Source organism: Rhizobium sp. SG741 (assembly GCF_012275435.1).
GTDB classification, from domain to species: Bacteria; Pseudomonadota; Alphaproteobacteria; order Rhizobiales; family Rhizobiaceae; genus Rhizobium; species Rhizobium lusitanum.
This window is the reverse complement of record NZ_JAAZQP010000009.1, coordinates 179,251-204,175: the sequence shown is the minus strand read 5'-3', so window position 1 is coordinate 204,175 and position 24,925 is coordinate 179,251. Positions and strand designations below refer to the sequence as shown.

The window sequence follows — 24,925 nt, the reverse complement described above, 5'->3', positions numbered from 1 at the left end:
TATCCATCGGGAAAGGTCACGGTCAACGTTCCAATCTTGACCAGGCGTTCAAGTGCAGCTTCAAGGATCATGTCAGCGCTCTAGGAAGTTCGACAGCGTCAGGTCGACCAGTTCGTCGCCGCGACCGTTCATCACCGTCTTCAGGGCCCAGAGACTGAAGCCCTTCACTTGTTCCGCCTTGATCTGCGGCGGCATGGACAGTTCCTGGGTATTGGTGACGACGTCGAGCAGCGCCGGTCCATCATGCGCCAGGATGTCCTTGATCGCCCCTTCAAGTTCCGAAGGATCCTCGACCCGAAGCGCATGGACTCCGACCGACCGGGCGAAATCGGCAAAGTTCGGGTTCTTCAGCGTGGTCCCCGTTTCAAGGAAGCCGGACGCCTTCATTTCCATGGCCACGAAGCCGAGGGTCGAGTTGTTGAAGATGATGACCTTGACCGGCAGATCCTGCTGCACCAGTGTCAGGAAATCGCCCATCAGCATGGAGAAGCCGCCATCGCCGGACAGGCTAATGATCTGACGGCCGGGATAAGCGGACTGCGCGCCGATTGCCTGCGGCATGGCGTTGGCCATGGAACCGTGGGCGAGAGAACCGATGATCCGGCGCTTGCCGTTCATCTTCAGATAGCGCGCGGCCCAGATGGTTGGCGTGCCGACGTCGAAGGTGAATACGGCGTCTTCGCTCGCATGGTCGCTGACGAGCTTTGCCAGATATTGCGGATGGATCGTCCGACCCGCCTTGCCGGTGGCCAGCTCATCGAGTCCGGCCCGCGCCTTCACATACCGCTTCTTGCAGAAGTCGAGATACGACGTGTTCGGGTTGGCCTCGACCAACGGAAGAACGGCCTCGATCGTCGACTTGACGTCGCCGACAAGGGCGAGGTCGAGGGGGACACGGCGCCCGAGATTTTCCGGTCGCAGATCTACCTGGACGACCTTGGCATGTGAGGGGAAGAACTGACGATAGGGAAAGTCGGTACCCAGCATGACGAGCGTATCGCAATCCTGCATCGCGGCGTAGCCGGAAGAAAAGCCGATAAGGCCGGTCATGCCGACATCATAGGGATTGTCCCATTCGACATGTTCCTTGCCGCCAAGTGCATGGACGATCGGAGCCTTTAGTTTCTCGGCCAGCTTCAGCAGCTCGGCATGGGCGCCCTGGCAACCGCGGCCGCAAAACAGCGTCGTCTTGGAGCTGCTGTTGAGAATGTCGGCAAACTGGACGATCTCGCTGGGCTGGGGCGTGACTGTCGGCTGCGGCAGAGCGAATGCCGCCGGTTGGGAGATCTTGCCCGTGAACTCGGACAGCGCCACATCGCCTGGAATGACGATCACCGCCACGCCACGCTTGCCGACGGCTGCGCGGATCGCCGATTCCAGAACACCGGGAAGCTGATCCGGGTGGCTCACCATCTCGCAGAAATGGCTGCACTCACGGAATAGCTGATCCGGATGGGTTTCCTGGAAATAGCCGCGTCCGACCTCCGCCGAAGGGATCTGAGCGGCGATGGCAAGCACCGGAACACGAGAACGGTGGCAATCGAAGAGACCATTGATCAGGTGCAGGTTGCCCGGTCCGCAGCTACCGGCGCAGACGGCGAGCTCGCCGGTCAGATGCGCTTCGGCGCCGGCGGCAAAGGCTGCGGTCTCTTCATGCCTTGTGTGGACCCATTCGATATCCTTGCGAACGCGCAGAGATTCGGTCAGCCCGTTCAGACTGTCGCCAACGACGCCATAGATGCGGCGCACGCCGGCGGCGTGAAGGATCTCGGTGATGACGTCTGCTGCTTTCTTGCTCATGGTACTCTCCTTGATGGATCGCTAACTGCGTCAGTTGCGAAGGCGAACAGCCTCAATGGCAGTGTTCAAAGCTGGAATTGGTTTGATTGAATGAAGCTGGCGGGCCTATTCGGTCAGTCCCGCCAGGGACATGATGAAGCGGAAGATCATGGCGAAGACGCCGAGACCGATCACCGACAGGCACCAGATGGCGACCAACCATCCGACCCGTTTGGCGGGACCGTGAGCGAGGCTCCGGAACGCCATCAGTGATACCCCTCGCCCACAGCCTGCTTGCCGCGAAACACGTAATAGGACCAGGACGTGTAGACGAGGATGATTGGAATGATCAGCAGCGTTCCGACCAGCGCGAAGCCCATGCTTTCCGGCGTCGACGCTGCCGCCCAGATTGTGATCGAGGGCGGTATCACGTAGGGCCACATGCTGATTGCTAGGCCGGTGTAGCCGAGGAAGATCATGATCAGCGCGAGAATGAAGGGGGCAACATGGACCGCGCGGCTGCGCAGGACACGCAGATGAAGCCAGGTCACCCCCAAAACGAGAAGCGGCACAGGCGCAAAGAAAAAGAGGTTGGGGAAGCTCAGCCAGCGTGCCGCCACCTGCGGATGCATGATCGGGGTCCAGATGCTGACGATGATGATGGCCACGAGCAGGGCAATCGAGATCCATTGGGCCAGATCGCGCATGCGGCGCTGCAGGTCATCGGTCGTCTTCATGATGAGCCAGGTCGAGCCGAGAAGCGCATAGGCGACCATCAGCGCAACGCCCGTGAAGATACTGAACGGCGTGAAGCAGTCGAGCGCTGTACCAGTGAATGTCGTGCCGTCGATCTCGAAGCCGTTGATGAAGGCACCGAGCGCCACGCCCTGCGAGAAGGTCGCGACATAAGAACCACCGGCGAAGGCCTTGTCCCAGAAAGGCTTGTGGCGATCCGCGGCCTTGAAGCGGAACTCGAAGGAAACGCCACGCCAGATCAGGCCGGCGAGCATGAACATCAGCGGCAGATAAAGCGCGCTGAGCAGGAAGCCGTAGGCAAGCGGAAAGGCCGCAAACATGGCGGCTCCGCCAAGAACAAGCCAAGTCTCGTTGCCGTCCCAGACCGGCGCCACGGTGTTGACCATGGCGTCCCGCTCCTGCCGATCGGACACGAACGGGAAGAGGATGCCGATCCCGAGATCGAAACCATCCATGATCACATACATCATAACACCGAAGGCGATGATGACAGCCCAGATGAGGGGAAGATCGATACCCATCTTAAACCTCCGTGGTTTCGCGCAGCGGCGTTGAATTGATATTGTCGGGAGCGGCGGAAAAAGGTCTTGCGGGTCTACGGACCTGACCATCCTGGGATGGCGCCATGCTGCCGCGGCCTTCTTCCGGACCTTGGCCAACCATCCTCAACATGAAGCCGATGCCTGTTCCAAAGAGGAGGAAATACATGACGATGAACATGACCAGCGTAACGCTGAGGGCCAGGACCGAATGGTTGGAGACCGCATCCTGAGTGCGCAGGATTCCGTAGACGACCCAGGGCTGACGCCCGACCTCGGTGGTGATCCAGCCGGCCAGCACCGCGATCAACCCAGTCGGCCCCATACAGAGGGCGAAGAGCAGGAAGAGCCGGGTTTCGAACAGCTTGCCGCGCCAACGCTGGTAAGCACCCCAGACGCCGAGCAGGAGCATCGCCATGCCAAGACCGACCATGATGCGGAAGGTGAAGAAGATGATCGTCGAGTTCGGACGATCCTGAGGCGCGAATTCCTTCAAGCCGGGAATCTTGCCATGCAGGCTGTGGGTCAGGATCAAACTTCCAAGGAACGGGATCTCGATCGCGTATTTCGTCTCCTCGGCCTTCATGTCGGGAATACCGAAGGCGATCAGCGGGAGGCTGGTGGCGTTCGGATCATTCTCCCAATGCCCCTCGATCGCAGCGATCTTGGCGGGCTGGTGTTCGAGTGTGTTGAGGCCATGGGCGTCGCCGACGAACATCTGCACCGGCGCAACGAAAAGCAGCATCCAGAGCGCCATTGAAAACATCTTCCGGATCGCCGGCGTGGAGCGGCCCCGCAGCAGGTGCCATGCTGCAGCAGCAGCGACGAACAGTGCTGTCGAGAGGTAGGCTGCCAGCGTCATATGAGCCAGCCGGAAGGGGAAGGAAGGATTGAAGATCACCGCCAGCCAGTCGGTCGGCACGACCCGGCCATCGATGATCTCGAAACCCTGAGGGGTCTGCATCCAGCTGTTCGACGCCAGGATCCAGGTCGTGGAGATCAGCGTGCCGATGGCAACCATAGCCGTCGCGAACATATGCAGGCCGGGGCCGACTTTGTTCCAGCCGAAAAGCATGACGCCGAGAAAGCCCGCCTCAAGAAAGAAGGCCGTCAGCACTTCATAGGTGAGGAGCGGGCCTGTGACGCCGCCGGCGAATTGCGAAAAGCCGCTCCAGTTGGTGCCGAACTCATAAGCCATGACGAGGCCCGAGACGACGCCCATGCCGAAATTGACGGCGAAAATCTTCGACCAGAAGTGATAGAGCTCTACGTAAACCGGATTTCGACGGATCAGCCACAGTGCCTCAAGCACGGCCAGATAGCTGGCTAGGCCGATCGTAATGGCAGGGAAGATAATGTGGAACGAGACGGTGAAAGCGAATTGTAGTCGCGCAAGTTCCAATGCGCTGAAACCCAGCATCGAGGCTCTCCTTCGCGTGAATGGTTCGATGGCGAGCAATGCTTGCTCGATTGCGTGACACTCGTAGTCGGAGCGTCTGCCATGACATTCGCGGTTGGGAGACTTGGTCGCAACTAAACGTAGGTATAGATTGGGCTATGCCTAGATATGCCAATGGATAGGGCGTTTTGTGTTGCAATATTCAAATTCGAAGTGCGTTTGAGCGACCGAGGCAAAGGCGAGCCGGCCTCATTGATAGCCATGGCAAAACGCCCGGTTCCCTTCTGGAAACCGGGCGCCTGCTCGCCACGAGCATCGGTAGGCTGTTATCGAGCGGCCGAGACGACGTTAGGTGTGACCTGTCCCTTCATGCCACCGAAATGACCGATCACATAATTCGCCAGCGCAGCAATCTCTGCATCGGAGTATCCTTTTGCGAATGCCGGCATCGCCGTCGTCGACGTTCCGCTTTGATCCACGGTCCCCTGCAGGATGACCCTGACAAGGTTTGAACCACTCGGGTCATTGACGGAATGAGAGCCGGACAAGGCTGCGCGGGCGATATTTTGGCCTGAGCCATCAAAGCCGTGGCAGCTGGCGCAGGTACCTTCGAATATTCGTTTGCCAACAGCGTTGCCGCCTTCGTCCGGTGTCCATGGTTTCGTTGCTTGGGCAGCAGGGGCGACCGGGTTGACCGGCGGACCTTCGTAACTTGCTGGTTTCGCCGGAACGGTGCGCAGGTAGGTGACAATCGCCTGGATATCAGACTGTGGCAGCTTGCTCAGGCTCAAATCTATTGCCTGCCGCATCGGCCCGGCAGCCGGACCATGATCTGCCGCGTAGCCCCTCGACAGGTAGGCGGCGAGCGCCTCGTCCGACCATTTGCCGAGACCCGTCTCCTTGTCGGAGGTGATGTTCCAGGCCTTCCAGCCGTCAACGAGGCTGCCAGACAGGGCTTCGCCCTGCTCGCGCTGGAACATCAGGCCGCGCGGCGTGTGGCATTCGCCGCAATGTGCCAGAGCCTCGACGAGATAGGCGCCCTGGTTCCACTGCTCGCTCTTTGAGGTATCCTGCTCAAAAGGCCCCAAAGGCATGAAGAGCAGCTTCCACGACCGCAGCGTCCAGCGCTGATTGAACGGGAAGGCCACCTCATTCTCAGGCGCCGAACCGGACACGGGCTTGAGCGTTTCGATATAGGCCTTGATGGCAAGGATGTCGTCGGTCGAGAGGAGTGCGTAGGATGTGTAGGGGAAGGCAGGGTAGAGATCTTCACCATGCCTACCGACACCTGAGCGAACCGCGCGGACGAACTCGGCATCCGACCAGGAGCCGACACCATCCTTCGTGTCGGGTGTGATGTTGGGCGAATAGATGGTTCCGAAGGGAAGCTTGAAGGCGAGCCCACCGGCGAAGGGTTTGCCTCCGGGGACGGTGTGACAGGCTTCGCAGTCGGCAGCGGTGGTCAGATATTTCCCGCGTGCAATCAGTTCCGAACCATGCGGCTGAGAGGCACTTGCGGTCACCTGTGGCAGTCGATGCGGCCAGAAAAAGAAGGCGAGTGCCGCGAGCCCGACGACGACCAAGCCAGAAATGACGAAGAGGAATTTGGGCAAGTATCTCATTGTGCCACTCCCCGGTGGCTGGTGATCGTCTTCGACTGGTAGCTGGCACCGGCGACCTCATCGCCATGCCCTTTCTCCATCAAGAGTTTGCGGTCGATCGGCAGCGAACGCAGCCGCACACCGGTCGCGGCGTAAATCGCGTTGGTGAGCGCTGCCGGCGCCGAGACGGTCCCGACTTCACCAAGGCCGCCGGGGTTTTCGGTGCTGGGCATGACAAAGACCTGGAAAGGCGGCACCTCGTTCATGCGGATCTGCCGGTAGTCATGAAAATTGCTTTCCTGAACGCGGCCATCCTTGAAGGTCACCCCGTTGTGGAGCGCCGCCGACAGGCCAAACAGCGTGCCACCGGTCATCTGGGCAACGACGCCGTCCGGATTGATCGGCTGACCGCAATCGACGGCGATCGTCCCGTTCCTGAGATAGACCTCGCCGTAGCGATCGACTTCAACTTCCATCACCAGGGCAGCGAACGTTCCGAAACTGTGGTGCAAGGAAACCCCGCGGCCGCGCCGAGCCGAAAGCTTTCCCCCCCAGCCAGAGGCGTCGGCGACCTTCTTCAGCACCGCAATGGCACGCGGGTTGTTCTGCAGCATGGCAAGCCGATATTCGATCGGATCCTTGCCCGCCGCCAGCGCGAGCTCATCGATGAAGCTTTCGATGACGAAGACGTTGTGACCCTCACCCACGCCGCGCCACCAGTTCAACGAAACCGGACTGTCCTGACGAACCCATTCCCACTTCCCGTTCGGGATTGCATAGGGCATGTCGACCGACCCTCCGAGCGTATCGGGATCGAGCTTGCCTTCCGGCCAGGGCTTTCGATCGTAATAGGTTCTGACGGTCGAGCCGGTCGTGCGATGATGGAACGCAGAAGGAAGGCGCGTTTTCGGATCAAGCGTTGCCGTGACCCTGTCGAAATAGGCGGGCCGGAAATAGTCGTGCATGATATCCTGCTCGCGGGTCCAGATGATCTTCACTGGATAATTTGCGAGTTTGCCGAACCGGGCTGCCTGCTGGATCGTGTCGACGGCAAGACGGCGACCGAAGCCGCCGCCGATCAGATGCGGATGCACCGTCACCTTTTCGATCGGTAATCCGAGGATCTCCGCGGCAACGACCCTGGCGATTTCGGGCACCTGGGTGCTCACCCAGATGTCGCAGCGATCTCCTTGCATGTGAATGGTCGTGTTGATCGGCTCCAGAGCAGCATGTGCCAGGTAGGGAAGCTCATAGGTGGATTCGATCCGAACGCCTGAAGCAAGGGCGATGTCGGGATCTCCGACCACCTTGCCGACGATCGGCGTGGCCTTGGCATTGCGCAACCCGTCCCACAAATCATCGGAGGACATATCCGCGTTCGGTCCCAGGTCCCATTCGACCGCGAGCAGATCAAGGCCCTTCCTGGCGGCCCAATAGGTCTCGCCGACAACCGCAACGGCGTCTTCGATCCGCAGAATATCAACAACGCCTGGCGAGGCCCGCGACGCAGTATCGTCAACGGATTTCACCTTCCCGCCAATGGTGGGACAGATCGTGATCGCGGCGTAACGCATACCCTCGACCATGACATCGATGCCGAACTTTGCCGCACCGGTGACTTTCTCCGGTGTATCGACCCGCTTCAGCGGTTTGCCGATCAGCTTGAACTCGCCCGGATTCTTCAGCTGAACATCCTTAGGGACGGGCTGCGAACGGGCGGCTTCGGCAACCGAAGCATAAGAGGCTGCCCGCCTCGTCGGGTTATGGGTGATGACCGCTCTTGCTGCGCTGCATTCGGCGGCCGGAACCTGCCAGAGACCTGCGGCAGCATTGACGAGCATGGTGCGCGCGGCGGCGCCCGCTTGTCTCAAAGGCAGGTAGAATGCCCGCACGGAGGTCGATCCGCCGGTAATCTGGCCTTTCAGAATAGACTGATTGTACGCGGTCGGATCGGCCGGTGCGAGAGCGACTTCCACCTGATCCAACCCGACTTCCAGTTCTTCGGCAAGCAGCATCGCTTCGGTTGTTGCAATCCCCTGGCCCATTTCCGCGCTCGGGACGACAAGAACGATCTGCCCGTCCGTGCCGATGCGTATGAACCCATCCGGTACGAAACCATCGAACCCGGTTGCCGCAGCATCGAGAGCACCCGCGCGACCGAGGCCTGTTGTGGGTACAAGCGCGCGCGCAGAGTTGGCGAAGGCGAAACCTATGACCAGCGCACTGCCAGCGAGAAACTTCCGGCGACCGAGAGTCGGGAGACGATTGTCGTCGAGCAATCCAAAGAGCCCCATATCAAGCCTCCTTGATCGCGTCGCGGATGCGCGGATAGGTGCAGCAACGACAGATATTGCCTGACATGGCCGCATCGATTGCCGCATCATCCGGCTTCGGGTCGCGCGCAAGCAGCGCCGATGCTGCCATGATCTGACCGCACTGACAGTATCCGCATTGCACGACTTCGAGTGAAAGCCATGCTTTCTGGATTCTGCGCCCCTCCTCGGTCTCGCCAATCCCTTCGATTGTCGTAATCGCGCCGTCCAGCTCGCCGATCGGCAGCACGCAGGACCTGACCGGTTTGCCGTCGACCTGCACCGTGCAGGCACCGCATTGGCCGATACCGCAGCCAAATTTTGTTCCGGTCATGCCAAGAAGATCTCGCAGGGCCCATAGAAGCGGCATGTCCGGAGGGCCGTCGAGTTGAACGGCCCTGCCGTTCACGGTTGCAGATATCGCCATGAGGGGGAGCTTTCGATGTTCGTATCGGATGTCTGATACGGAAATGAGCGGTGAATGACCGCATTATTTTAGAATGAATACAGTCTCGAAGAACTGAGACCTAAGCGTAGCGCCCCTATACCAAGGTGTAGGTGCCAACCCGGCTCTGCCGCGAGGCGGCGGGGCATCCGCGATCGCGGCGACTTGCAGGATACGATGCGGCGGAGATCATCTCCGCCGCATCGCTTTGGTCATTCAGGAGCCCGCCTGCTCAACTGAAGACCGACGGCAACCGCGCTGGCTGCGCAGGCGACGAGCGTCGCGGCCGTCCAACCGGAATGATTATAGGCAGCCGTGCCGATCGCCGAACCTGCAGCACCACCAAGGAACATCGAACCCATGAAGACGGTGTTGAGCCTTGCGCGAGCCTCGGGACGCAGAGAATAAACAATCGACTGGTTCGAAACCATCGCCGACTGGATGCCGAAGTCGAGGGTTATGACGCCGATGACGAGAGCAGTGATGGTAGGCGAAGCCGCAAACAGAACCCAGGACAGAAGGCAGATGATCGCCCCGAGCTTCACGACGATGGCAGGGCCGCGTCGGTCGGAGATCTTGCCTGCCAGCGGCGCCGCGATCACACCAACCGCTCCGACGATACCGAACAGGCCAGCCATGCCGGCCCCCATTCCAAACTGCGGTTCAGCCAGACGGAAGGGCAAAACAGTCCAGAAGGCGGAGAACCCTGCGAACAACAGCGCCTGAGTGAAAGCCGCCCGACGCAATTCCGGCAACTCCTTCCAAAGCGTGCGGATCGATGCGAGAAGCGCCGGATAGCGAAGCTGGCTCGATGGCGCCGCTGACGGCAGAACCGCCCACATGCCGATGGCACCGAGGATCGCCACCGGCACGGCGATCATATACATCTCGCGCCAGCCGAGGCCGCCGCCGATATAGCCGGCAACGGTTCGGCTCAACAGGATCCCACCCAGCAATCCGGACATCAGCGTGCCAACCGTTGCGCCGCGCCGATCGGGAGAAGCGAGATGAGCAGCAAACGGGATAATCTGCTGTGCCACCGTCGCCGTGAAACCTACGAACACGGAAGCGATCAGCACAGTTGCCGTGCCCGAAGCGAATGCAAGCGCCAGCAGTGCGACCGCGAGAACAGCAAACTGCCCGACGATCAGACGCTTACGCTCAACAATGTCGCCGAGCGGAACCAGTAAAAAGAGGCCGGCGGCGTATCCGAGCTGGGTGACGGGAGACACGAGGCTGGCAGCGCCAGGAAACTCGTGCGCCATGATCTTCAGCATCGGTTGGTTGTAATAGATGTTCGCGACAGCGACGCCTGTGGCAAGTGCCATCGCGAAAGTCAGCGGTGTCGTCATTCTCGGGGCAACCGCTGTGGATTGAGTGGTGAAAGCCATCTCTGACCTCCTTTCGTGGAAGAATGGAAAGTCTTATCTTCCGAACGACCTTGTTCCTCAATCGACGATGTTGCACAGTCACGGTACGGTTTTGAACGGGGTGAAGATGGACTGGAGTGACGTTCGTATTTTCCTGGCGGTCGCGCGTAGTGGCACGCTCGGTGCCGCCGGCAGGCTTTTGAAGATCAGCCACCCCACGGTCAGTCGCCGGCTGCAGGCGCTTGAAGAGGCTACTGGTCAAACACTTTTTCAACGCACCGCCGACGGCTATGTCCTTACAGAGGAAGGTGCTGCGGTATTGACCATGGCGGAGCACATGGAAGAATCGGCGCTTGCGATGGAGCGCAGGCTTGCCGGTGACGTCCAGAAGCTTGAAGGGACGCTACGCATCTCTTCTCCCGACTGGTTCGGCGCCTGGGTGCTACCACCGGTCATGGCGAGATTTTCGAAGGCCCATCCTGATGTCGATATCGAAGTCCTGACCGGAACCCGCCTCTTCAGCCTGGCGCAGCGAGAAGCCGACGTCGCCTTCCGAATTCTGCCCTTCGCGGAAGCCGATATTGTCCAGCGGCGGCTGATACAGATGCCGTATGGCGTTTACATCAACAGGGACCTCGACACGCCTGAACCTGGAAAAGGCGAAGGGTTCTCCCTTGTAACAATGGACACGTCGCTCGGCGCCTTCCCCGATATCGATTGGCTGAAGCAGAAGCTGCCGGGTGCGAAAGTGGCTCTGAAATCGAACAATCGGAACGTCCAGGCGCAAATGAGTTGTGCCGGTGTCGGAATAGTGGTCTTGCCCCGTCCGGTCGGCGACCAGCAATCGCGACTGAAGCGGGTCGATCTCGGTGAGGACCCTCCCCTAAGAGAGATCTGGATGGGCTATCATCGTGACGTGAGGCGATCAGCACGTCTACGTGCCTTTGTAGACATGGCCGTGAGCATGTTGGCAAACTGACAGCCCGAAACTGCTGCAGCGCCCTCGGTTAAGAATGCTGGCTGGCCCTCATCCAGGCCGCATTTTGCAGCGGCTCGTGATTACGGCCACGTTTAACCTCCTGCCACCGATCTGTGATTTTGAACAATACGGCGTTCAAGTCGGCTCAATTTGAATAGTCTCGCCCTAAAAGGGGGCCTGCAGCGATCCCAAGTTGACGAGCATGCGCGTCAACGGCTTTGATGCCCGCTGCACGAACATTTAGACACGGTGTTGGGTATGGTCGACGCATTTTCTGGCTTGGGAGTAGAACCAATGGGCGGACTCCGAAGGACAGATGGGAGCATCGTCGCACTGCTGGATGCGGCCGTCCAGTTTTCCGGTGCTGCCAGAGGGCTTCTACTTTGCCCAGGCGATAAAGGCTTGTTCATTCATACGTCTGTGGGCGGCAGCAACGAGGCGCCTTTCATCGGAATACCTTCGTCCATGCCCATGCCACATCAAACCAAGGCAGCTATGGAGGCTACCTCACTGGGCGCGAGCGTCGTGTGCGCTCATCAGGGTGAGGCGCCCGCAGTCGCGACAGCTTGTCTCGCTGTTCCGATGGGCCAGACAAGTCTTGTTTCATCGATACTCTATCTGGAAATGGCCGACGATGTGAACGGGTTCTCCACATCCACCGTTCAGGCTATCGAGCTTTACGCGTCAGCTTTTGAGCAGGTTTTGAGATTGCAGGAAGCTGCCGTTGGATCGGCGCAGGTCGCCCGTAGCCTTCCCGAAACAGGCTCGGCCGTCCGGACTATTCCCTATCCGATGTTTGAAAACATTAATCCAATCACGTTGGCTGGCGTTGCGGAAACAATCGCGCACGAAATCAACGATTCGCTTTCCGCGGTGGTCGCCCATGCCAGTGCCGGCCTGCATTGGCTCAACCAAGACCCACCGAAAGTCGAGAAGGCTCGGCGGTCGTTGCGCAAGATCGCAGCATCGACTTTCTCGGTCGGAAGCGTCATGGGGAGTTATCGCTCTGCCACAGGATCCGGCGGATCCGCGTTAGAATTGATTGATGTCAGCTCATGTGTACAGGCCGCACTCGAAATTCTTGCCGACGACCTGATTGAGGCGGATGTCAAGAGTGAATGCGATTTTTCACAAGGAGCCGCCGTCTTGGCTGAAGCTAAGCAGATCGAACAAGCTATCACCACTCTGGTCAGCGTCGCCCTGGACTCCATGAAGAAGGTTCAAGGGCCACGCCGATTGAACATCTCAAGCACGATGCTTGACAATGAACTGGTCATTTCGCTCTCTGATAGTGGCCAATCCATTCCGCTTGAGGCACGGGACGCGATCTTTGACCCGTCCTATTCCTCGAAGCAGGGCGGCCGTGGCATCAAGCTCGCGATCGCACGTACCATCGCTCAGCTTCATGGCGGAAACCTCGAAATCGCCCGGTCTGACGATCGAGGAACCACGATGCTCTTCAAATTGCCGCTAAGGCCAGACCGCTCGCCAGGATACTTTTAACGCTTGTCGATCCGTGGCACATGCTGAAAATATGTGACACAGACTTTGAATTGCTACTTGCCGCAGCGCGGATGGAGAGGCTCGATTGTCGAAAGACCACACGTCAGACAACCGCAACATGGAATATCTACGGGTACTGCGGACACCGCATATCGTTGCGTCGTCTTTAACGGGTGGGCTACTTTCAGCATCCAGGATCAAGCGGGATACGCCAGGTCACGGCATGACCGACGATCACGTCCAGGAAGACGCGTTCATGCTTTCTCTCCAGAAGCGCGACTACCAGGGTGCGATGTGGGTCGACGGGAAAAAGGTCGATTTTCGCGGGAGCAGGCAGGGAAATTTCACTCTTTACGATTACTCGAGAGTTTGGCGAGCGGACCTGCAGTCACCGTTTGATTGCACGAACTTCTACATCTCCAGACGAGCACTGTACTCTTTGGAGGAGGAGATCGGCACCAAGCCACTTGAAGGGTTCAACGTTGCGCCGGGGGCAGATATCGACGACCCGGTCGTCCATAACATCGTCAACGCATTGATCCCGATATTCGACGGACGCTTTGACACCAACCAGCTGCTCTTGGATTATGTCGGCACCGGTCTCCTGGTCCACCTTGCATCGACTTACGGCAGTATTCACCGCCAATCACATATCCGTCGCGGCGGGCTAACTCCGATGCAGCTCAACCGCGCGACCGCGCTACTCGATGCCAACCTGCATGGTCGGCTGAATCTGTCCGATATTGCGCGAGAATGCGGCCTCTCATCCTCCTATTTCGCGCGAGCGTTCAAGGTCTCCACCGGCGGAACACCACATCGGTGGCTTGCTCAGCGGCGGCTGGACAAGGCGTCAGATCTGCTGAGAAATTCCTCGCTAACCTTGAAGGAAATCGCGATCGCCTGCGGTTTTTCCGATCAGGCGCATTTTTCCAGGACTTTCAGTAAGGCCAAAGGGATGCCGCCCGCCGCCTGGCGACGCAACATCATCCTCACGCCTTCCTTTAGCATGCATCAGGTCTCTCCGAAATCTCGCCCTGACTGACCGTCAGCGTACCACGCCCGTGATCAACGCCGATGGGATATGCGGCGTGCAGACCATGCACCCCTGTGCGACAACGGCGACGCAACAACTCGACAATGGCGAGAGCCAAAGTCAGCACCTGCTTTGCCTTTGCTTTTTACGCAAAACGGTTTCGACTAAATAATGGCTTATTGCCCGACTGGTTTCGCTGCAGTTGTCATCGTCTCGAATATGACGATCAACCGAAATAAGGCAGCGCAAGGCAAATGTCGGAAATTAACCGTGGCGGATTGACGCCACTGCGACTTAGCCGTGCCATCGCCCTTCTCGAAAGCAGCGTGACCAACCGCATGAGCCTGTCATAGATCGCAATCGAGTGCGGCCTATCCTCGACATATTTTGCCAGGGCATTCAAAGTTTCCACCGGGCTTTCTCCCTACAGGTGGCTTGCCCAGCACCGGATAGAGAAAGCATCGCAAACTCTGACAAGCACGCTGCTTCCGCTCAGCGAAATCGCTGCACAATGCGGCTTTGCAGATCAAGCACACTTCGCCCGGGTGTTTCGAAATACCAAAGGCGTTCCCCCCTCCATCTGGCGAAGGGATATGGGATCAACACAGCCCACCGACGGCACGATCGCAATCGGGACATCGGTCGAGGCGGCTCCGTTGGGCGCGTTGCGGAAGTCCGCCTGATCGCAAGCTGCAACTATTTGCCCCCTACCGACGGTCACTGAACCTATTCATGCGTATAGTGTCCGGCCTCGTTGCCACTTGTTACCCTGCGCGCGAGAATTTTCGTCACACCTCGCAGGACAGGCTCCACTACAGATGACTGATCAGACCACAACAGGGACAGGCAGTTCCGCAGCGCCAGCCCCCTCACCTGTCTTGGCAACAATCAAGCGTGTCGCAATCCCCGCTCTCGCAGTCGTCGTCATTGCCTGTGCAGTGACATCGACCATGCTGGATTGGAACAGCTGGGTTGCTGGTGCCTCTCGCCAGACAACCGACGACGCGATCGTCAACGCTGATATCTCGACGCTGAGTGCCCAGATCAGCGGTACGATAAGCAGCATGCCGGTGGCCGACTATCAGAGAGTAACGAAAGGGCAGCTGCTCGCGCAGATCGACCCCCGTAGCTACGAAGCCGCGGTCGCCGTCTCCACAGCCAATCTCGCTTCCGCAAATGCCACGCTTGCAAACCTGGCAAACCAGATCGAGCTGCAGAAGGCCGCGATCGATGCGGCAGAAGCACAGCACACCTCGGCCCTCGCCCAGCAGACGCAGACGGTCGAAGAGTATCAACGCCAAAGCGACCTCGGCGGCGCAACGACACAACAGGCTCTGCAACAAGCACAGGCTGCCGCGCTTCAGGCGACCGCGTCCGTTCGATCGACGGCCGCCGCGATTGCGCAACAGCAGGCCCAATTGAAAGTTCTGCAGGGTCAGGAACCATTGCTCAGGGCTCAGGTCGATGCCGCCAAGGGCAATCGTGATACGGCGAAGATCAACGAGGGCTATACGCGGATTTATGCGCCTTTCGACGGGATGCTTGGCAGAAAGCTCGTTCATGAGGGCGATTTTGTCAGCGCCGGAGCGGGGATCTTGGCCGAGGTCCCGCTGCCAAACGTCTATGTCACCGCAAACTTCAAGGAAACACAGCTGTCACGCATGTCCGCCGGCAACAAGGTCGAAATCCGGATCGACACTTTTCCGGGAGAGCTGCTGCGCGGCACCGTTGTCGATCTCTCTCCAGCCAGCGGATCGATCTTCGCACTTCTTCCCCCCGACAATGCGACGGGAAATTACACAAAGGTCGTCCAGCGTCTTCCAGTCAAGATTGCGATTGACGGAGGCCAGTCATTGATGGACCGCCTTCGGCCCGGCATGTCTGCTACCGTCACAGTCGAAACGCCCGACAGCGCACGTCCATGACGACGGTTATTCGCTCGTTCGGTCCGATCACCAGCGGCACCACAGTCACGCGACCGATCCTGATCGTCGCCGCCCTGATGCTCGCGTCCTTTGTCGTCGGGTTTGACACACGCGTCTTCGTGGTGGGTCTGCCGGACTTGCGCGCGGCCTATTCGTTGAGTGTCGATGAAGCATCCTGGCTCAGCACCATCGCCAATGCACCGCAGATCCTGATCGCCTCAGGCGTCGCCTGGCTTGCGACGGTCTTTGGCGTCCGCAGGATCATGATCCCCACGGCGCTCGTCTATTCCGTTGTCTCGTTGGAAATCCCGCTCGTCAATGACGGGCCGCTGCTCTTTGCCCTTCATGCGATCAGGGGCCTGCTGCTCGGGGTGTTCATTCCGGCGACAATCATGGTCATCTTTCGCAACCTCGACAAGAAATACTGGCTGATCGGCATCGCCATCTACTCTCTTCGGGTCCCTCTGTCGCAGAACCTCGGCTTCGTGCTGGTCGGCTTTTACGGTGACTATCTTGGATGGCAATGGATGTACTGGCAGGACGTCATCGTTGCGCCGCTGATCGCGCTTCTGCTGTTCATTGCCGCGCCAAAGGAGCAGATCAACGTCAACCTGCTGGAAAATGCTGACTGGGGTGGCATGATGCTGCTCGGATCATCCATGACCATGCTCTACGTCGCGCTCGACCAGGGCAACCGCCTTGACTGGCTGCAGTCCGGCCCGATCATCGCGCTTCTCGCCGGCAGTTTTATCCTGGCGATCGGGTTTCTGATTAACGAGAGCCTGGTCACGCATCCTTGGGCGCATTTCAGCGTGATCATGACCCGTAATATCGGCCTTGGATACGCGATCATCATCTGTTACGCGCTTTCGAGCGCCGGGGCCTCGATCGCCATTCCAGGCTTCCTGCAAAACGTCGTGGGCTTGAGACCTATATCCATCGCAGGCCTCTATCTCACCGGAGCGGTCATCCCGGTCTTTCTATTCATTACATTGGCCGGCCTGCTGCTGCGGCGCTTCGACGCCCGTTTGTGCATCGTGTTGGGACTGGGCCTGATGGCGATTGGCTCACAGTTTGGATCGCAACTGACGATATCCTGGGCGCCGTGGAACTTCTTCCCGACAGTCATCCTTCATACAGCCGGCCAGTCCTTCGCCTTCTTCGCCACGATAGTCTATCTCATCGGCAATTCAGATCCGTCACGCTCGACAGCAGTATCAGCCTATATTCAGGTCGTCCGGCTTGGCAGCGTCGAAATCGCCACGAGCATTCTCGCAACACTGCAGAGGCACCGAGAACAGTATCATTCGGACATCCTGAATAGCCCGATCTCGGCCACGTCGCAGCAATTACATGTGCTTCTTGGCAAGCTACAGCATGTTTTCGGCGCCGGTACACGCGCCCACCTTGAAAGCCTATCCGTTGTCGCAACCCAGATCAGGAGCCAGGCAACCGTGCTTGCCTACAGCGATCTTTTCGTCCTGTCATTCTGGGCGGCTATTGCTGGTCTTGCTATTGCAGCGGTTATGGTATCGATGCCTTATGGTCCTCTCCATCCGGATTTCAAGCCGCCCCCACCTGAGGCGCCCAAAAGCTGATCGCTGCATGCGTTCCCTGTCACTGACCAGACGACGGCGCACCGGTTCGTCGCGATATTCAGGCCGCGTATCTGCGGATTGGCAGCCAACGAGCAAAGCATGAGCACTGATAATCCCATACCCAAGACCCTGTCAGAGGCGTGCGAGTTCATTGCCAGCTATCTCGAGGTCTTCCCGAGATCCCAGGAAATGCCATTGGGTGACGCAATCGGCAGCATTCTTGCACGTGATGCGACAGCACCGGCAGGGCTACCCCGTTTCGACAACGCCGCCATAGATGGTTTCGCCGTTCGCTCAGCAGATCTTACCGCCGGCGAGACCGGTTCGGATCTCAAGGTCACGGCGATAATCGCTGCAGGTGAAATAGGCTTCCATGAGATCGGACCCGGTCAAGCAGCGCGCATCATGACTGGGGCGATGATTCCGAAGGGCGCAGATCGCGTTGTCGTTCAGGAAAATGCTCGGATGAATGGCGATCGAGTTCGCGTTTTCACATCAGCCAGCGATAAGCCTCATATCCGGCGTACCGGCATGGATCAGCTCCTCGCGGCCCTCGTCGGCGCCGCAGGCGACCACGATCTGATCGTCACGTCGGGGGGAGCCTCGGCCGGCTTTGCCGATCATCTGACGCAAGCGGTCTCTCAGCGCGGGCATCTGGAATTCTGGAGGCTCGACATGCGGCCGGGCAAGCCAATCGGCTTCGGCGATGTCGATCATTGCCCGATCCTCATCCTTCCCGGCAACCCGCTCGCGGCAGTTGCAGGATGCGCGATTCTGGGTCGCACACTCGTCTATCGGTTGGCGGGCTGCTAGATCGTTGAGAGCGACCGCCTGAGGCTGCCGATTTCACGCTCCTTTTCAAAACCACTGGGGCGCACTCAAATCCTTCCCGGCCGGCTTGTCATCGACCCTGTCAGAAGCATGACGATCGCGGATCCATTGCCCGAGCGCGGATCTGCGAGTCTCCAGTCGATCTCAAATGCGACAGTGTTGATCGTCTTGAACAGCAACCGCGGTGACGTGCAGCAGGGTGATATCGTCGATGTGGTCCAGTTATGGGACGTGTAGCGGCTAAACCAGCAGCCCCTCGTCGCGGAAGGCGCAGTTTGCGATTCCAGTGGCTGCTGCAGAACATCATATTCTACAACATCGCAAAATCGGCAAAACAACTATCGCGTTAATCGGACAGTCTGTAAGATTTCCGCGACACTGCAATGGCGGCAGCTACGGTGGGTCATGTCACCGAAGGCTCGAATTGAGCACCGCCCCAATCTACGCGAATGCCAATCCAATACCTCTCTGGACCGTACAACGCGGGAAGGAAGCTACGGCGCCACAAGGGTTTGTGGGCGTAATCTTGATAGGGTCAGCTTCAAGCGAATGCGCCTTCGCTGCAGATACATACATGTCAGCCTGCAGCCTCAACGCGGCTTCATGAAGGAAGTTGGCAAAGTCCGTGAGTGATATCCCGTCGGCCGTGAGCATCACGCGGATGAGCGGATCGGTCAGGATCTCGGACATTGTGAGCTCTTCGTCCATCGTCGTTTGCCTCCAAGGTCGTGTCGGGATGACTGTAGTGTATGACCTTCTAGCTGCAGGCGCGGCTCCGGGTTATCATACGAAGATATAGGCAAGCTGAAATTCGGCCCTCCCTTCCGTTGTTCGATCCCACTTGGATCTATCACGAAGAAGGCTCCGCACATGGCGACCATCGGGTCGCCATGTGTATAAACGAAGGGGCAGAGCCTAGCCCAATCAGCCGGCCATACTGTTGCTCTCGATCAACCCTTGATGAACGCCAGGAGGTCCGGATTGATCACGTCCGCATGGGTCGTGAGCATGCCGTGCGGATAGCCCTTGTAGATCTTCAGCGTGCCGTTCTTCAGCAGCTTGATCTGCAGTTCGGAAGCATCCTGATACGGCACGATCTGATCATCATCGCCCTGCGTGACCAGCGTCGGAACGGTGATCTTCTTCAGGTCGTCGGTCTGATCTGTCTCCGAGAAGGCCTTGATGCCGTCATAGTGCGCCTTGGCTGCGCCCATCATGCCCTGGCGCCACCAATTGTCGATAACACCCTGAGAGACCTTCGCGTCGGCACGGTTGAAACCATAGAACGGGCCGGAGGCGACATCGAGGAAGAACTGGGCGCGGTTGGCGGCAAGCGCAGCGCGGAAGCCGTCGAAGACTTCAATCGGCGTACCGCCAGGATTGGAGGCCGTTTTGACCATCAGTGGCGGAACAGCGGAAACCAGGATCGCCTTCGCCACACGACCCTGCGGCTGGCCGTATTTCGCGACATAGCGGGCGACTTCACCGCCGCCGGTCGAATGACCGATATGGACTGCGTTCTTCAGGCTCAGGTGTTCGACGACGGCATTGGCATCGGCGGCATAGTGATCCATGTCGTGACCTTCCGAGACCTGGCTCGAACGGCCGTGGCCACGGCGGTCATGCGCTACGACGCGATAGCCCTTGGAGAGGAAGAACAGCATCTGGGTGTCCCAGTCGTCAGACGACAGCGGCCAGCCATGGTGGAAGTGGATCGGCTGTGCATCCTTCGGACCCCAGTCCTTGTAGAAGATCTCGACGCCATCCTTGGTGGTAACGTAGCTCATCGTCATATTTCCTTGTTTCAGGTGCTTCTTCGTGGCCGCCTGTGCTGCGGACGAAAAGGGAAGGGCCATTGCGGCGGCCGTCGCGGCGCCTGTAATCAGGACGTTGCGGCGATTGATCGGGAGAGAGTTGCTGATCATGGAGGGCGACCGCATCAGACGTTGCGGGAGATTTCGAACAGAAACCAGACTCGGCGTTCGGCTTCGTCGATCCAGCCCTCGATCAGGCTCGTCGTTGCGACATCGTTATGCTCGGAGGTCGTGCCGTGCAGCGCACGCAGGATGGAAACCAGCTGCGTGTTGTCTTCGCGAAGCTCTGCCAGCATGTCGTCAGGCGTGACGAAGTCGGCATCGTTGTCGGCGATCCGCTGAAGCCGTGTTGCATGACCGAGCGAGCGCAAGGTGGTGCCGCCGACCTTTCTGGCCCGCTCGGCGATCACGTCGGTGAGCGCGAAGAGCTCTGCGCCGTGCTCGTCGAGAAGGAGGTGATAGTCACGGAAGTTGCGACCGGACATATGCCAGTGGAAATTTTTCGTCTTCAGATAGAGCGCGAAGACATCCGCCAGCAGAGCGGTCAGAGATGCCGAGATTTCCTGGCGAGCGATCGCACCAAGGTCGGTGGGAGTGGTGAGCGGCGAAAGGCGCCGTGTGGCGAGTGACGGACTGGTCATGACAATCTCCAGGATCAATACTGGTTGCCGCTCTTGCGGAAAACCTGAATGAAGCTACGAAAACTGTCCGGCTCTTCATATCCGATTGAAGTATCGGACGGCCTGCACCTTCGTATAGGTAGGCTCGGGAATTTCGTCGCAATCCGGGCCCTCCGCGCGATGATCAATACCGCGGTTTCGCCACCCCGGTGATCTTAGTGCGGCCAAGCACAGCCGGAAATCCCATGGATTTATCGCGGTCGTCCCAACCGTGACACGTATCAGGTCACGGCGAACTTGATTCGCAACGGCGCAATTCCGCGCCTGATCCAAGGCCTGCACAGCTCTCCCATGATTGTCGCGGCCGCGATCGGGATCACCATATCAAGAGGCGCATTGGTAAACTCCATCACCAGGCAGACAGCTGTTATCGGCATCAGCATTGATGCGGCAAGAAATGACGTTCCACCGATCAGCGCCAACGCTCCAGGCTCGACAGCTGGAAACCAGACCGCGAGTGATCCGCCCGCAAGAAGACCGATAAGTGCCCCGATAGCAAATCCTGGCGTTAGCAGCCCGCCCTTCGCACCGACCCTCAAGGCTAGCCCGATCGCCACGAGTTTCATGACGACTAGACATGCAACCGCTTGCAAGGAAATCTCCTGGGAAAACGCGAGTTCGGCCGGCCCTCTTCCGTTTCCCAGAAGTGCCGGCACCTTGGCCGCCAACAGCCCGATAAAGGCGAAGGCTGCCAGCGCGTAAAATATCCCGCGAAGGCTCGGCGATGCGTCTCGCGTGACGGCGGCTGTCAGGCGCCTGAAGGCCGCGCCAAGGCCGGAGAAGAACGGCCCCAGCAAAGCACTGACGACCACCAGCGTCAACGTCACGTGATGGTCGGGTATCAGATATTGAGGCGCGTCACCCAAAGCCGAGCGTGCGACGATCGCCGCTGTGAAACTCGCGACGGCGGCAGGCCATATGACGGCAATACGCGCCTGCTTCATCATCACTTCGAGGATGAATACCGTCCCCGCAACGGGGACATCGTAAACCGCGGCGAGACCGGCGCCTGCCCCGCACGACAGCAGGAGGCGGTATTGCTCAGGGGCAAGGGCAGCGCCTGATAACAGCCGCTGGGCAAGGAGCGCGCCGACCTCTCTCGGAGCCACCTCACGGCCCAAGGGTGAGCCAAGGGCAACCGTGACGACTTGCAGCAATGCGTGGACGGCGGTTTCGAGCGGCGGCAACCTTGCCCCCTTTGCCGCGGCGTTGACCGAACGGAGCGGCTGACCATACCTGGCAAGACTGTACCACCCTAGACCGGCGACGAGCCCGCAAATGCAAAGGATCAGGATACGTCTCTCGGCCGTGGCGGCTGACACGCCCTGCAGGAAGCTCTCGGACCCGATGATTTCACCAGGACTGTAGGTGAAAGCTATATGCTGGATGGCATGAAGTAGAAGCGCCAGGGACAGGCCGCCAAGGCCCGATAGCAACCCGCAGAGCAGTGCATAGAAAAGCAAGCGCAGGTGAGGCATCAAGGTCCCCGGCATGTAGACGCGCAAAAGCTCAGCAATGCCTCGACCAGCCGGCCTACCCCCATCCCCCAAATCCCTGATGCAGTCCTGGGATGACATCGCTCGCTCCTCATTGCGCCTCGCTGGCGTGCCGGGTAGTCGTTCTCCGCCGCCCCGGCGCCGTTGGGAGATCAGCTGACCAGGCGCCGCAAGGCGATACCGAACGCGAGAAATCCAAACCCTTGGAACACTAGGTCGATCGTCAACATCGCGCCGAGCAAGCCCAATCCGACCGCTGGCCATGTCAGAACGATCAGCAAACCGACAACGACTGTGGCGATCCCGCTCGAGAGCACCCAACCCCACCCCGTTCTGGAACGATCTCGGAGAGCCGTCGCGATCCGGAAGATGCCCGCCGCGATCAGCAGCGCTCCGATGACAAGCGCGATATCGACGGCTGACAAGATGGGATCGAAGATCAATATGGCACTGGCCGCCCCGTAGAAGAGGCCGCTGATCAGGTCAAACGTGCGTCGGCGCCAGTTCCTGGCAGCGAAGGCGTGAGCGATCTGGAAGACAGCCCCGACGAGCATCATGGCTGCGATATATATGACCGAGACGATGGTTGTGGCGAAGAGATTGATGCTGGCCAATAAGCCGACGGCGATGAGGGCAACTCCGAGGATCACATACCATACCCAACTGGTGCGGCCGGTCTTCAGCGCAGCGCTCAAATTGGAATTTGCGGTGATGGTGGTCATGTTCGGCTCCTAAACAGGGTGGTGAATCGGAAGGGCTCATCACGTCGGTCTGGTCTCGACTGTGGTGCTGCTGGTCTTTGGGTTATTGGGTAAGTTCAGTTCGGCTTACGGTGATCGACCTTCGTAGCGACGGCGAGCGCGCCTTCGACGATGTCACTCGGGCCGGCTTGACCCGATGGACTTTGCCGGCGACCCCGACGTTCGATTTGGTCTCTCGGCGCTCTGCCAGGTCTAGCGAGCGGCGCTGTTTCTGAATGAGATGATCGACCTTCTCGTGAAGCCGCCGGATTTCGAGTTCCGCCTTAAGGTTGACCTTGTAATCGTTCGTGGAGCGAAGGCGGTCCTTGGCCTCTTGCCGACGCTGGCTCATCATGATCACCGGCGCCTGGAAAGCGGCGATTGTCGATAGAACGAGATTGAGAAGAACGAATGGATAGGCATCGAAGACATCGCGAGGGCCGATCAGCGTGTTGAATATCATCCAAAGCGCAAGGAAGCCGCCAAAGCCGATGATGAACGGCCAGCTGCCGCCGAAGTCTGCGACGAGATCGGCAACCCGGCTGCCGAGGCTCTCGCGATCGTCAAACTCGGTTTCGGGGTTTTCCGTTAGAGTTTCGCGTGACGCAATGCTTTCGGCGACTTCGTTCTCGATCGACGTCAGTTCGCCGCGATCTTCTCGTAGCAAATCAAGGATGGACTGACGTCGCAACTCTTCGATGCTGGCCTTATCGATATAGTCATCAGGTCTCAGCGAGGGGTACCGGCGGCGCAGGTAGTCGGCAAGCCCGGGCCGTAGCTCATCGATGCGGCATTCGTGGCCTGGTCTCAACAGCACGCCACTTACGGCATCAATCGGCCGGTTGGCAATCAGGTTGCTTCCCTTCGGCGATCGTCCTGTGCTGGCTCTTGCGGTATGTGTTACGGGCGCGTTCACGCGACTGATCCCCAATACTCATATGCCAGGAGCAAACATGCCCCTCATGTCTCGACGATCGGCATGTGCGCCACGCATGGTGCCGCACATGCCGGGGCTTTCCGCTTAGTTCTTGGTGTGAAGTGTCAAGGCGGTAATACCGGCCGCGACGTTGACGCCTTCTTCGGCCTGAAGCGCGATCGGCTGCAAGGCGATGGTGCCATGCAGGCCGCCACCGAGAACCTTGGCGCCGACACCGACGCCGAGCGCCGCATCAGCGGTGATGCCGGTATACGTGCCGGATAGCGCGGAGGTCTCACGGGAGGCCGGCGCAAAGACCAGCCATGCCAGTTTGGCCTTGCTGACTTCACCGATATCGATCCCGAACTCAGTAATCTTGCCGGTATAGTCTTCCTTCGCACCACCGTCGCTGGGCGTGAAAACGCAACTCATGTCCTGCTGCGATCCGACAATCACGCCAAGACCGGCAGAGACGTCACAGTCGAGGCGGCCGGCTTCGACATGCTCGACAGCTGAGGCGGACTGAGCCCCGATGAAAGACAGGGCGGCAATTGCTGCGGAGAAGAGAAGTTGTTTGCGCATAGTTTGGGTCCTTTCAAGCTAAGGATCATTCGAGGGAGGGCGATCCTTGGAAAGGAGCGCGTGGCGGCCGTCGTGCCAGCGGGTGGATAGGAGTGCTGGACAACCACGAACCGTAGAAGGGAATGGGTGGGCCGGAGACCGGCCCGGGCCGGTCGATTACTACAACCAGAAAGTCACGCTGCCATCAGCGGCCCGGCTTCGTATCGTCATCGCCGCGATTGTAATCATCGGTGTAGTCGACGTTGAACGGCGCCTTGAACGTCGTGAGGGTCTTTTCGAGCTCGGGCTCCCAGTTCATCTTCAGGCTATCGGCGGCATAGCTTGCGCCGGCAAACGACATGGAGGGCAGGATTGCAGCGCTGGCAAGTTTCGAAACGCGGTTCATGAGATATTCCTTTCGGTAGACATTGGGGACGAGACGCCGATGCGAAAGCGCTCCCCTATCGCCGCTCTTTGGCGACGACCCGAAAGTTACGGACTTGATCGGCCTGGGAAAATCATACTCATGGAACCTGAACCCTACACGAAGGTATGGACGGGCTATGCTGAGGTCTCCGTTTTCGGTCGAGAGGGCAATCGGAAGTGGGAACAGGACCGAGGTCATTCAGGAACTAAAAATGCGCGGCT

Annotated in this window: 22 protein-coding genes; 6 read left to right on the top strand and 16 right to left on the bottom strand. The window is 59.1% G+C overall.

Annotation, left to right across the window (positions count from 1 at the left end):
- Window positions 1–72: 72 nt before the first annotated feature.
- The 8 genes from poxB to FHT29_RS22730 all read right to left on the bottom strand — a co-directional run bounded on the left by poxB (window position 73) and on the right by FHT29_RS22730 (window position 10,222).
- Window positions 73–1,800 (bottom strand): ubiquinone-dependent pyruvate dehydrogenase, encoded by a 1,728-nt coding sequence (gene poxB, locus FHT29_RS22765; RefSeq protein ID WP_047640084.1) that lies wholly within the window; start codon window positions 1,798–1,800, stop codon window positions 73–75.
- A 105-nt stretch (window positions 1,801–1,905) separates the two neighbouring features.
- Window positions 1,906–2,046, bottom strand: coding sequence for a DUF2474 domain-containing protein (locus FHT29_RS22760; protein WP_080760542.1), 141 nt, complete (start codon window positions 2,044–2,046; stop codon window positions 1,906–1,908).
- Window positions 2,046–3,056 (bottom strand): cytochrome d ubiquinol oxidase subunit II, encoded by a 1,011-nt coding sequence (cydB, locus tag FHT29_RS22755; protein WP_168600154.1) that lies wholly within the window; start codon window positions 3,054–3,056, stop codon window positions 2,046–2,048. The genes FHT29_RS22760 and cydB overlap by 1 nt, the downstream gene beginning before the upstream one ends.
- Before the next feature lies 1 nt (window position 3,057).
- On the bottom strand, window positions 3,058–4,494 hold the full coding sequence (locus FHT29_RS22750; RefSeq protein WP_037198650.1) for a cytochrome ubiquinol oxidase subunit I: 1,437 nt from the start codon (window positions 4,492–4,494) through the stop codon (window positions 3,058–3,060).
- A 305-nt stretch (window positions 4,495–4,799) separates the two neighbouring features.
- On the bottom strand, window positions 4,800–6,095 hold the full coding sequence (locus FHT29_RS22745) for a c-type cytochrome (RefSeq protein ID WP_047557329.1): 1,296 nt from the start codon (window positions 6,093–6,095) through the stop codon (window positions 4,800–4,802).
- Entirely contained in the window at window positions 6,092–8,368 is a 2,277-nt protein-coding gene (locus FHT29_RS22740) for a molybdopterin cofactor-binding domain-containing protein (protein ID WP_047557331.1), read from the bottom strand. The genes FHT29_RS22745 and FHT29_RS22740 overlap by 4 nt, the downstream gene beginning before the upstream one ends.
- A gap of 1 nt (window position 8,369) precedes the next feature.
- Complete coding sequence (locus tag FHT29_RS22735; RefSeq protein ID WP_037198656.1) at window positions 8,370–8,813, bottom strand: (2Fe-2S)-binding protein; 444 nt, start codon at window positions 8,811–8,813, stop codon at window positions 8,370–8,372.
- 230 nt (window positions 8,814–9,043) lie between these two features.
- The gene (locus tag FHT29_RS22730; protein ID WP_037198658.1) at window positions 9,044–10,222 is read right to left on the bottom strand and encodes an MFS transporter; all 1,179 of its coding nucleotides are present in this window, start codon (window positions 10,220–10,222) and stop codon (window positions 9,044–9,046) included.
- A gap of 106 nt (window positions 10,223–10,328) precedes the next feature.
- Between FHT29_RS22730 and FHT29_RS22725 the strand changes: the two genes are divergently transcribed.
- The 6 genes from FHT29_RS22725 (at window position 10,329) to FHT29_RS22695 (ending at window position 18,052) form a co-directional block, all read left to right on the top strand.
- Window positions 10,329–11,180 carry a LysR family transcriptional regulator gene (locus tag FHT29_RS22725; protein ID WP_037198737.1) on the top strand — a complete coding sequence of 284 codons (852 nt, stop codon included), beginning with the start codon at window positions 10,329–10,331 and terminating at the stop codon, window positions 11,178–11,180.
- 294 nt (window positions 11,181–11,474) lie between these two features.
- The gene (locus tag FHT29_RS22720) at window positions 11,475–12,683 is read left to right on the top strand and encodes a HAMP domain-containing sensor histidine kinase (RefSeq protein WP_047557333.1); all 1,209 of its coding nucleotides are present in this window, start codon (window positions 11,475–11,477) and stop codon (window positions 12,681–12,683) included.
- 85 nt (window positions 12,684–12,768) lie between these two features.
- Window positions 12,769–13,725 carry an AraC family transcriptional regulator gene (locus FHT29_RS22715; RefSeq protein ID WP_246703077.1) on the top strand — a complete coding sequence of 319 codons (957 nt, stop codon included), beginning with the start codon at window positions 12,769–12,771 and terminating at the stop codon, window positions 13,723–13,725.
- 809 nt (window positions 13,726–14,534) lie between these two features.
- Entirely contained in the window at window positions 14,535–15,641 is a 1,107-nt protein-coding gene (locus tag FHT29_RS22705) for an HlyD family secretion protein (RefSeq protein WP_047557335.1), read from the top strand.
- Entirely contained in the window at window positions 15,638–17,239 is a 1,602-nt protein-coding gene (locus tag FHT29_RS22700) for an MFS transporter (RefSeq protein WP_112442353.1), read from the top strand. Before FHT29_RS22705 ends, FHT29_RS22700 begins: the two co-directional genes overlap by 4 nt.
- Before the next feature lie 99 nt (window positions 17,240–17,338).
- Window positions 17,339–18,052, top strand: coding sequence for a molybdopterin-binding protein (locus FHT29_RS22695; protein ID WP_131512033.1), 714 nt, complete (start codon window positions 17,339–17,341; stop codon window positions 18,050–18,052).
- 459 nt (window positions 18,053–18,511) lie between these two features.
- Here the strand turns inward: FHT29_RS22695 and FHT29_RS22685 are convergent, their stop codons facing one another.
- The 8 genes from FHT29_RS22685 to FHT29_RS22650 form a co-directional block, all read right to left on the bottom strand.
- Window positions 18,512–18,778 carry a hypothetical protein gene (locus tag FHT29_RS22685; protein ID WP_047557342.1) on the bottom strand — a complete coding sequence of 89 codons (267 nt, stop codon included), beginning with the start codon at window positions 18,776–18,778 and terminating at the stop codon, window positions 18,512–18,514.
- Window positions 18,779–19,020: 242 nt separating this feature from the next.
- Window positions 19,021–19,995, bottom strand: a complete 975-nt coding sequence (locus FHT29_RS22680) for an alpha/beta hydrolase (protein WP_047557605.1) — start codon at window positions 19,993–19,995, stop codon at window positions 19,021–19,023.
- Window positions 19,996–20,009: 14 nt separating this feature from the next.
- Complete coding sequence (locus FHT29_RS22675) at window positions 20,010–20,525, bottom strand: DNA starvation/stationary phase protection protein (protein ID WP_037198664.1); 516 nt, start codon at window positions 20,523–20,525, stop codon at window positions 20,010–20,012.
- Between the two features lie 260 nt (window positions 20,526–20,785).
- The gene (locus tag FHT29_RS22670; RefSeq protein ID WP_210166083.1) at window positions 20,786–22,042 is read right to left on the bottom strand and encodes a chloride channel protein; all 1,257 of its coding nucleotides are present in this window, start codon (window positions 22,040–22,042) and stop codon (window positions 20,786–20,788) included.
- Between the two features lie 170 nt (window positions 22,043–22,212).
- Window positions 22,213–22,782: an HdeD family acid-resistance protein gene (locus FHT29_RS22665; RefSeq protein ID WP_047557344.1), complete on the bottom strand. Its 570-nt coding sequence runs from the start codon at window positions 22,780–22,782 to the stop codon at window positions 22,213–22,215.
- 82 nt (window positions 22,783–22,864) lie between these two features.
- A complete protein-coding gene (locus FHT29_RS34585; protein WP_052212272.1) occupies window positions 22,865–23,716 on the bottom strand; it encodes a DUF1003 domain-containing protein in 852 nt (283 codons plus the stop codon).
- Window positions 23,717–23,821: 105 nt separating this feature from the next.
- Window positions 23,822–24,298: a DUF992 domain-containing protein gene (locus FHT29_RS22655; RefSeq protein ID WP_037198666.1), complete on the bottom strand. Its 477-nt coding sequence runs from the start codon at window positions 24,296–24,298 to the stop codon at window positions 23,822–23,824.
- A gap of 184 nt (window positions 24,299–24,482) precedes the next feature.
- Entirely contained in the window at window positions 24,483–24,683 is a 201-nt protein-coding gene (locus tag FHT29_RS22650) for a hypothetical protein (protein ID WP_037198668.1), read from the bottom strand.
- Window positions 24,684–24,925: the final 242 nt, after the last annotated feature.

Bases quoted from the DNA above. Each gene is read 5' to 3' on its own strand.
- poxB (WP_047640084.1), bottom strand. From the start codon at position 1,800: ATGAGCAAGAAAGCAGCAGACGTCATCACCGAGATCCTTCACGCCGCC.
- FHT29_RS22760 (WP_080760542.1), bottom strand. From the start codon at position 2,046: ATGGCGTTCCGGAGCCTCGCTCACGGTCCCGCCAAACGGGTCGGATGG.
- cydB (WP_168600154.1), bottom strand. From the start codon at position 3,056: ATGGGTATCGATCTTCCCCTCATCTGGGCTGTCATCATCGCCTTCGGT.
- FHT29_RS22750 (WP_037198650.1), bottom strand. From the start codon at position 4,494: ATGCTGGGTTTCAGCGCATTGGAACTTGCGCGACTACAATTCGCTTTC.
- FHT29_RS22745 (WP_047557329.1), bottom strand. From the start codon at position 6,095: ATGAGATACTTGCCCAAATTCCTCTTCGTCATTTCTGGCTTGGTCGTC.
- FHT29_RS22740 (WP_047557331.1), bottom strand. From the start codon at position 8,368: ATGGGGCTCTTTGGATTGCTCGACGACAATCGTCTCCCGACTCTCGGT.
- FHT29_RS22735 (WP_037198656.1), bottom strand. From the start codon at position 8,813: ATGGCGATATCTGCAACCGTGAACGGCAGGGCCGTTCAACTCGACGGC.
- FHT29_RS22730 (WP_037198658.1), bottom strand. From the start codon at position 10,222: ATGGCTTTCACCACTCAATCCACAGCGGTTGCCCCGAGAATGACGACA.
- FHT29_RS22725 (WP_037198737.1), top strand. From the start codon at position 10,329: ATGGACTGGAGTGACGTTCGTATTTTCCTGGCGGTCGCGCGTAGTGGC.
- FHT29_RS22720 (WP_047557333.1), top strand. From the start codon at position 11,475: ATGGGCGGACTCCGAAGGACAGATGGGAGCATCGTCGCACTGCTGGAT.
- FHT29_RS22705 (WP_047557335.1), top strand. From the start codon at position 14,535: ATGACTGATCAGACCACAACAGGGACAGGCAGTTCCGCAGCGCCAGCC.
- FHT29_RS22700 (WP_112442353.1), top strand. From the start codon at position 15,638: ATGACGACGGTTATTCGCTCGTTCGGTCCGATCACCAGCGGCACCACA.
- FHT29_RS22695 (WP_131512033.1), top strand. From the start codon at position 17,339: ATGAGCACTGATAATCCCATACCCAAGACCCTGTCAGAGGCGTGCGAG.
- FHT29_RS22685 (WP_047557342.1), bottom strand. From the start codon at position 18,778: ATGGACGAAGAGCTCACAATGTCCGAGATCCTGACCGATCCGCTCATC.
- FHT29_RS22680 (WP_047557605.1), bottom strand. From the start codon at position 19,995: ATGATCAGCAACTCTCTCCCGATCAATCGCCGCAACGTCCTGATTACA.
- FHT29_RS22675 (WP_037198664.1), bottom strand. From the start codon at position 20,525: ATGACCAGTCCGTCACTCGCCACACGGCGCCTTTCGCCGCTCACCACT.
- FHT29_RS22670 (WP_210166083.1), bottom strand. From the start codon at position 22,042: ATGCCTCACCTGCGCTTGCTTTTCTATGCACTGCTCTGCGGGTTGCTA.
- FHT29_RS22665 (WP_047557344.1), bottom strand. From the start codon at position 22,782: ATGACCACCATCACCGCAAATTCCAATTTGAGCGCTGCGCTGAAGACC.
- FHT29_RS22655 (WP_037198666.1), bottom strand. From the start codon at position 24,298: ATGCGCAAACAACTTCTCTTCTCCGCAGCAATTGCCGCCCTGTCTTTC.
- FHT29_RS22650 (WP_037198668.1), bottom strand. From the start codon at position 24,683: ATGAACCGCGTTTCGAAACTTGCCAGCGCTGCAATCCTGCCCTCCATG.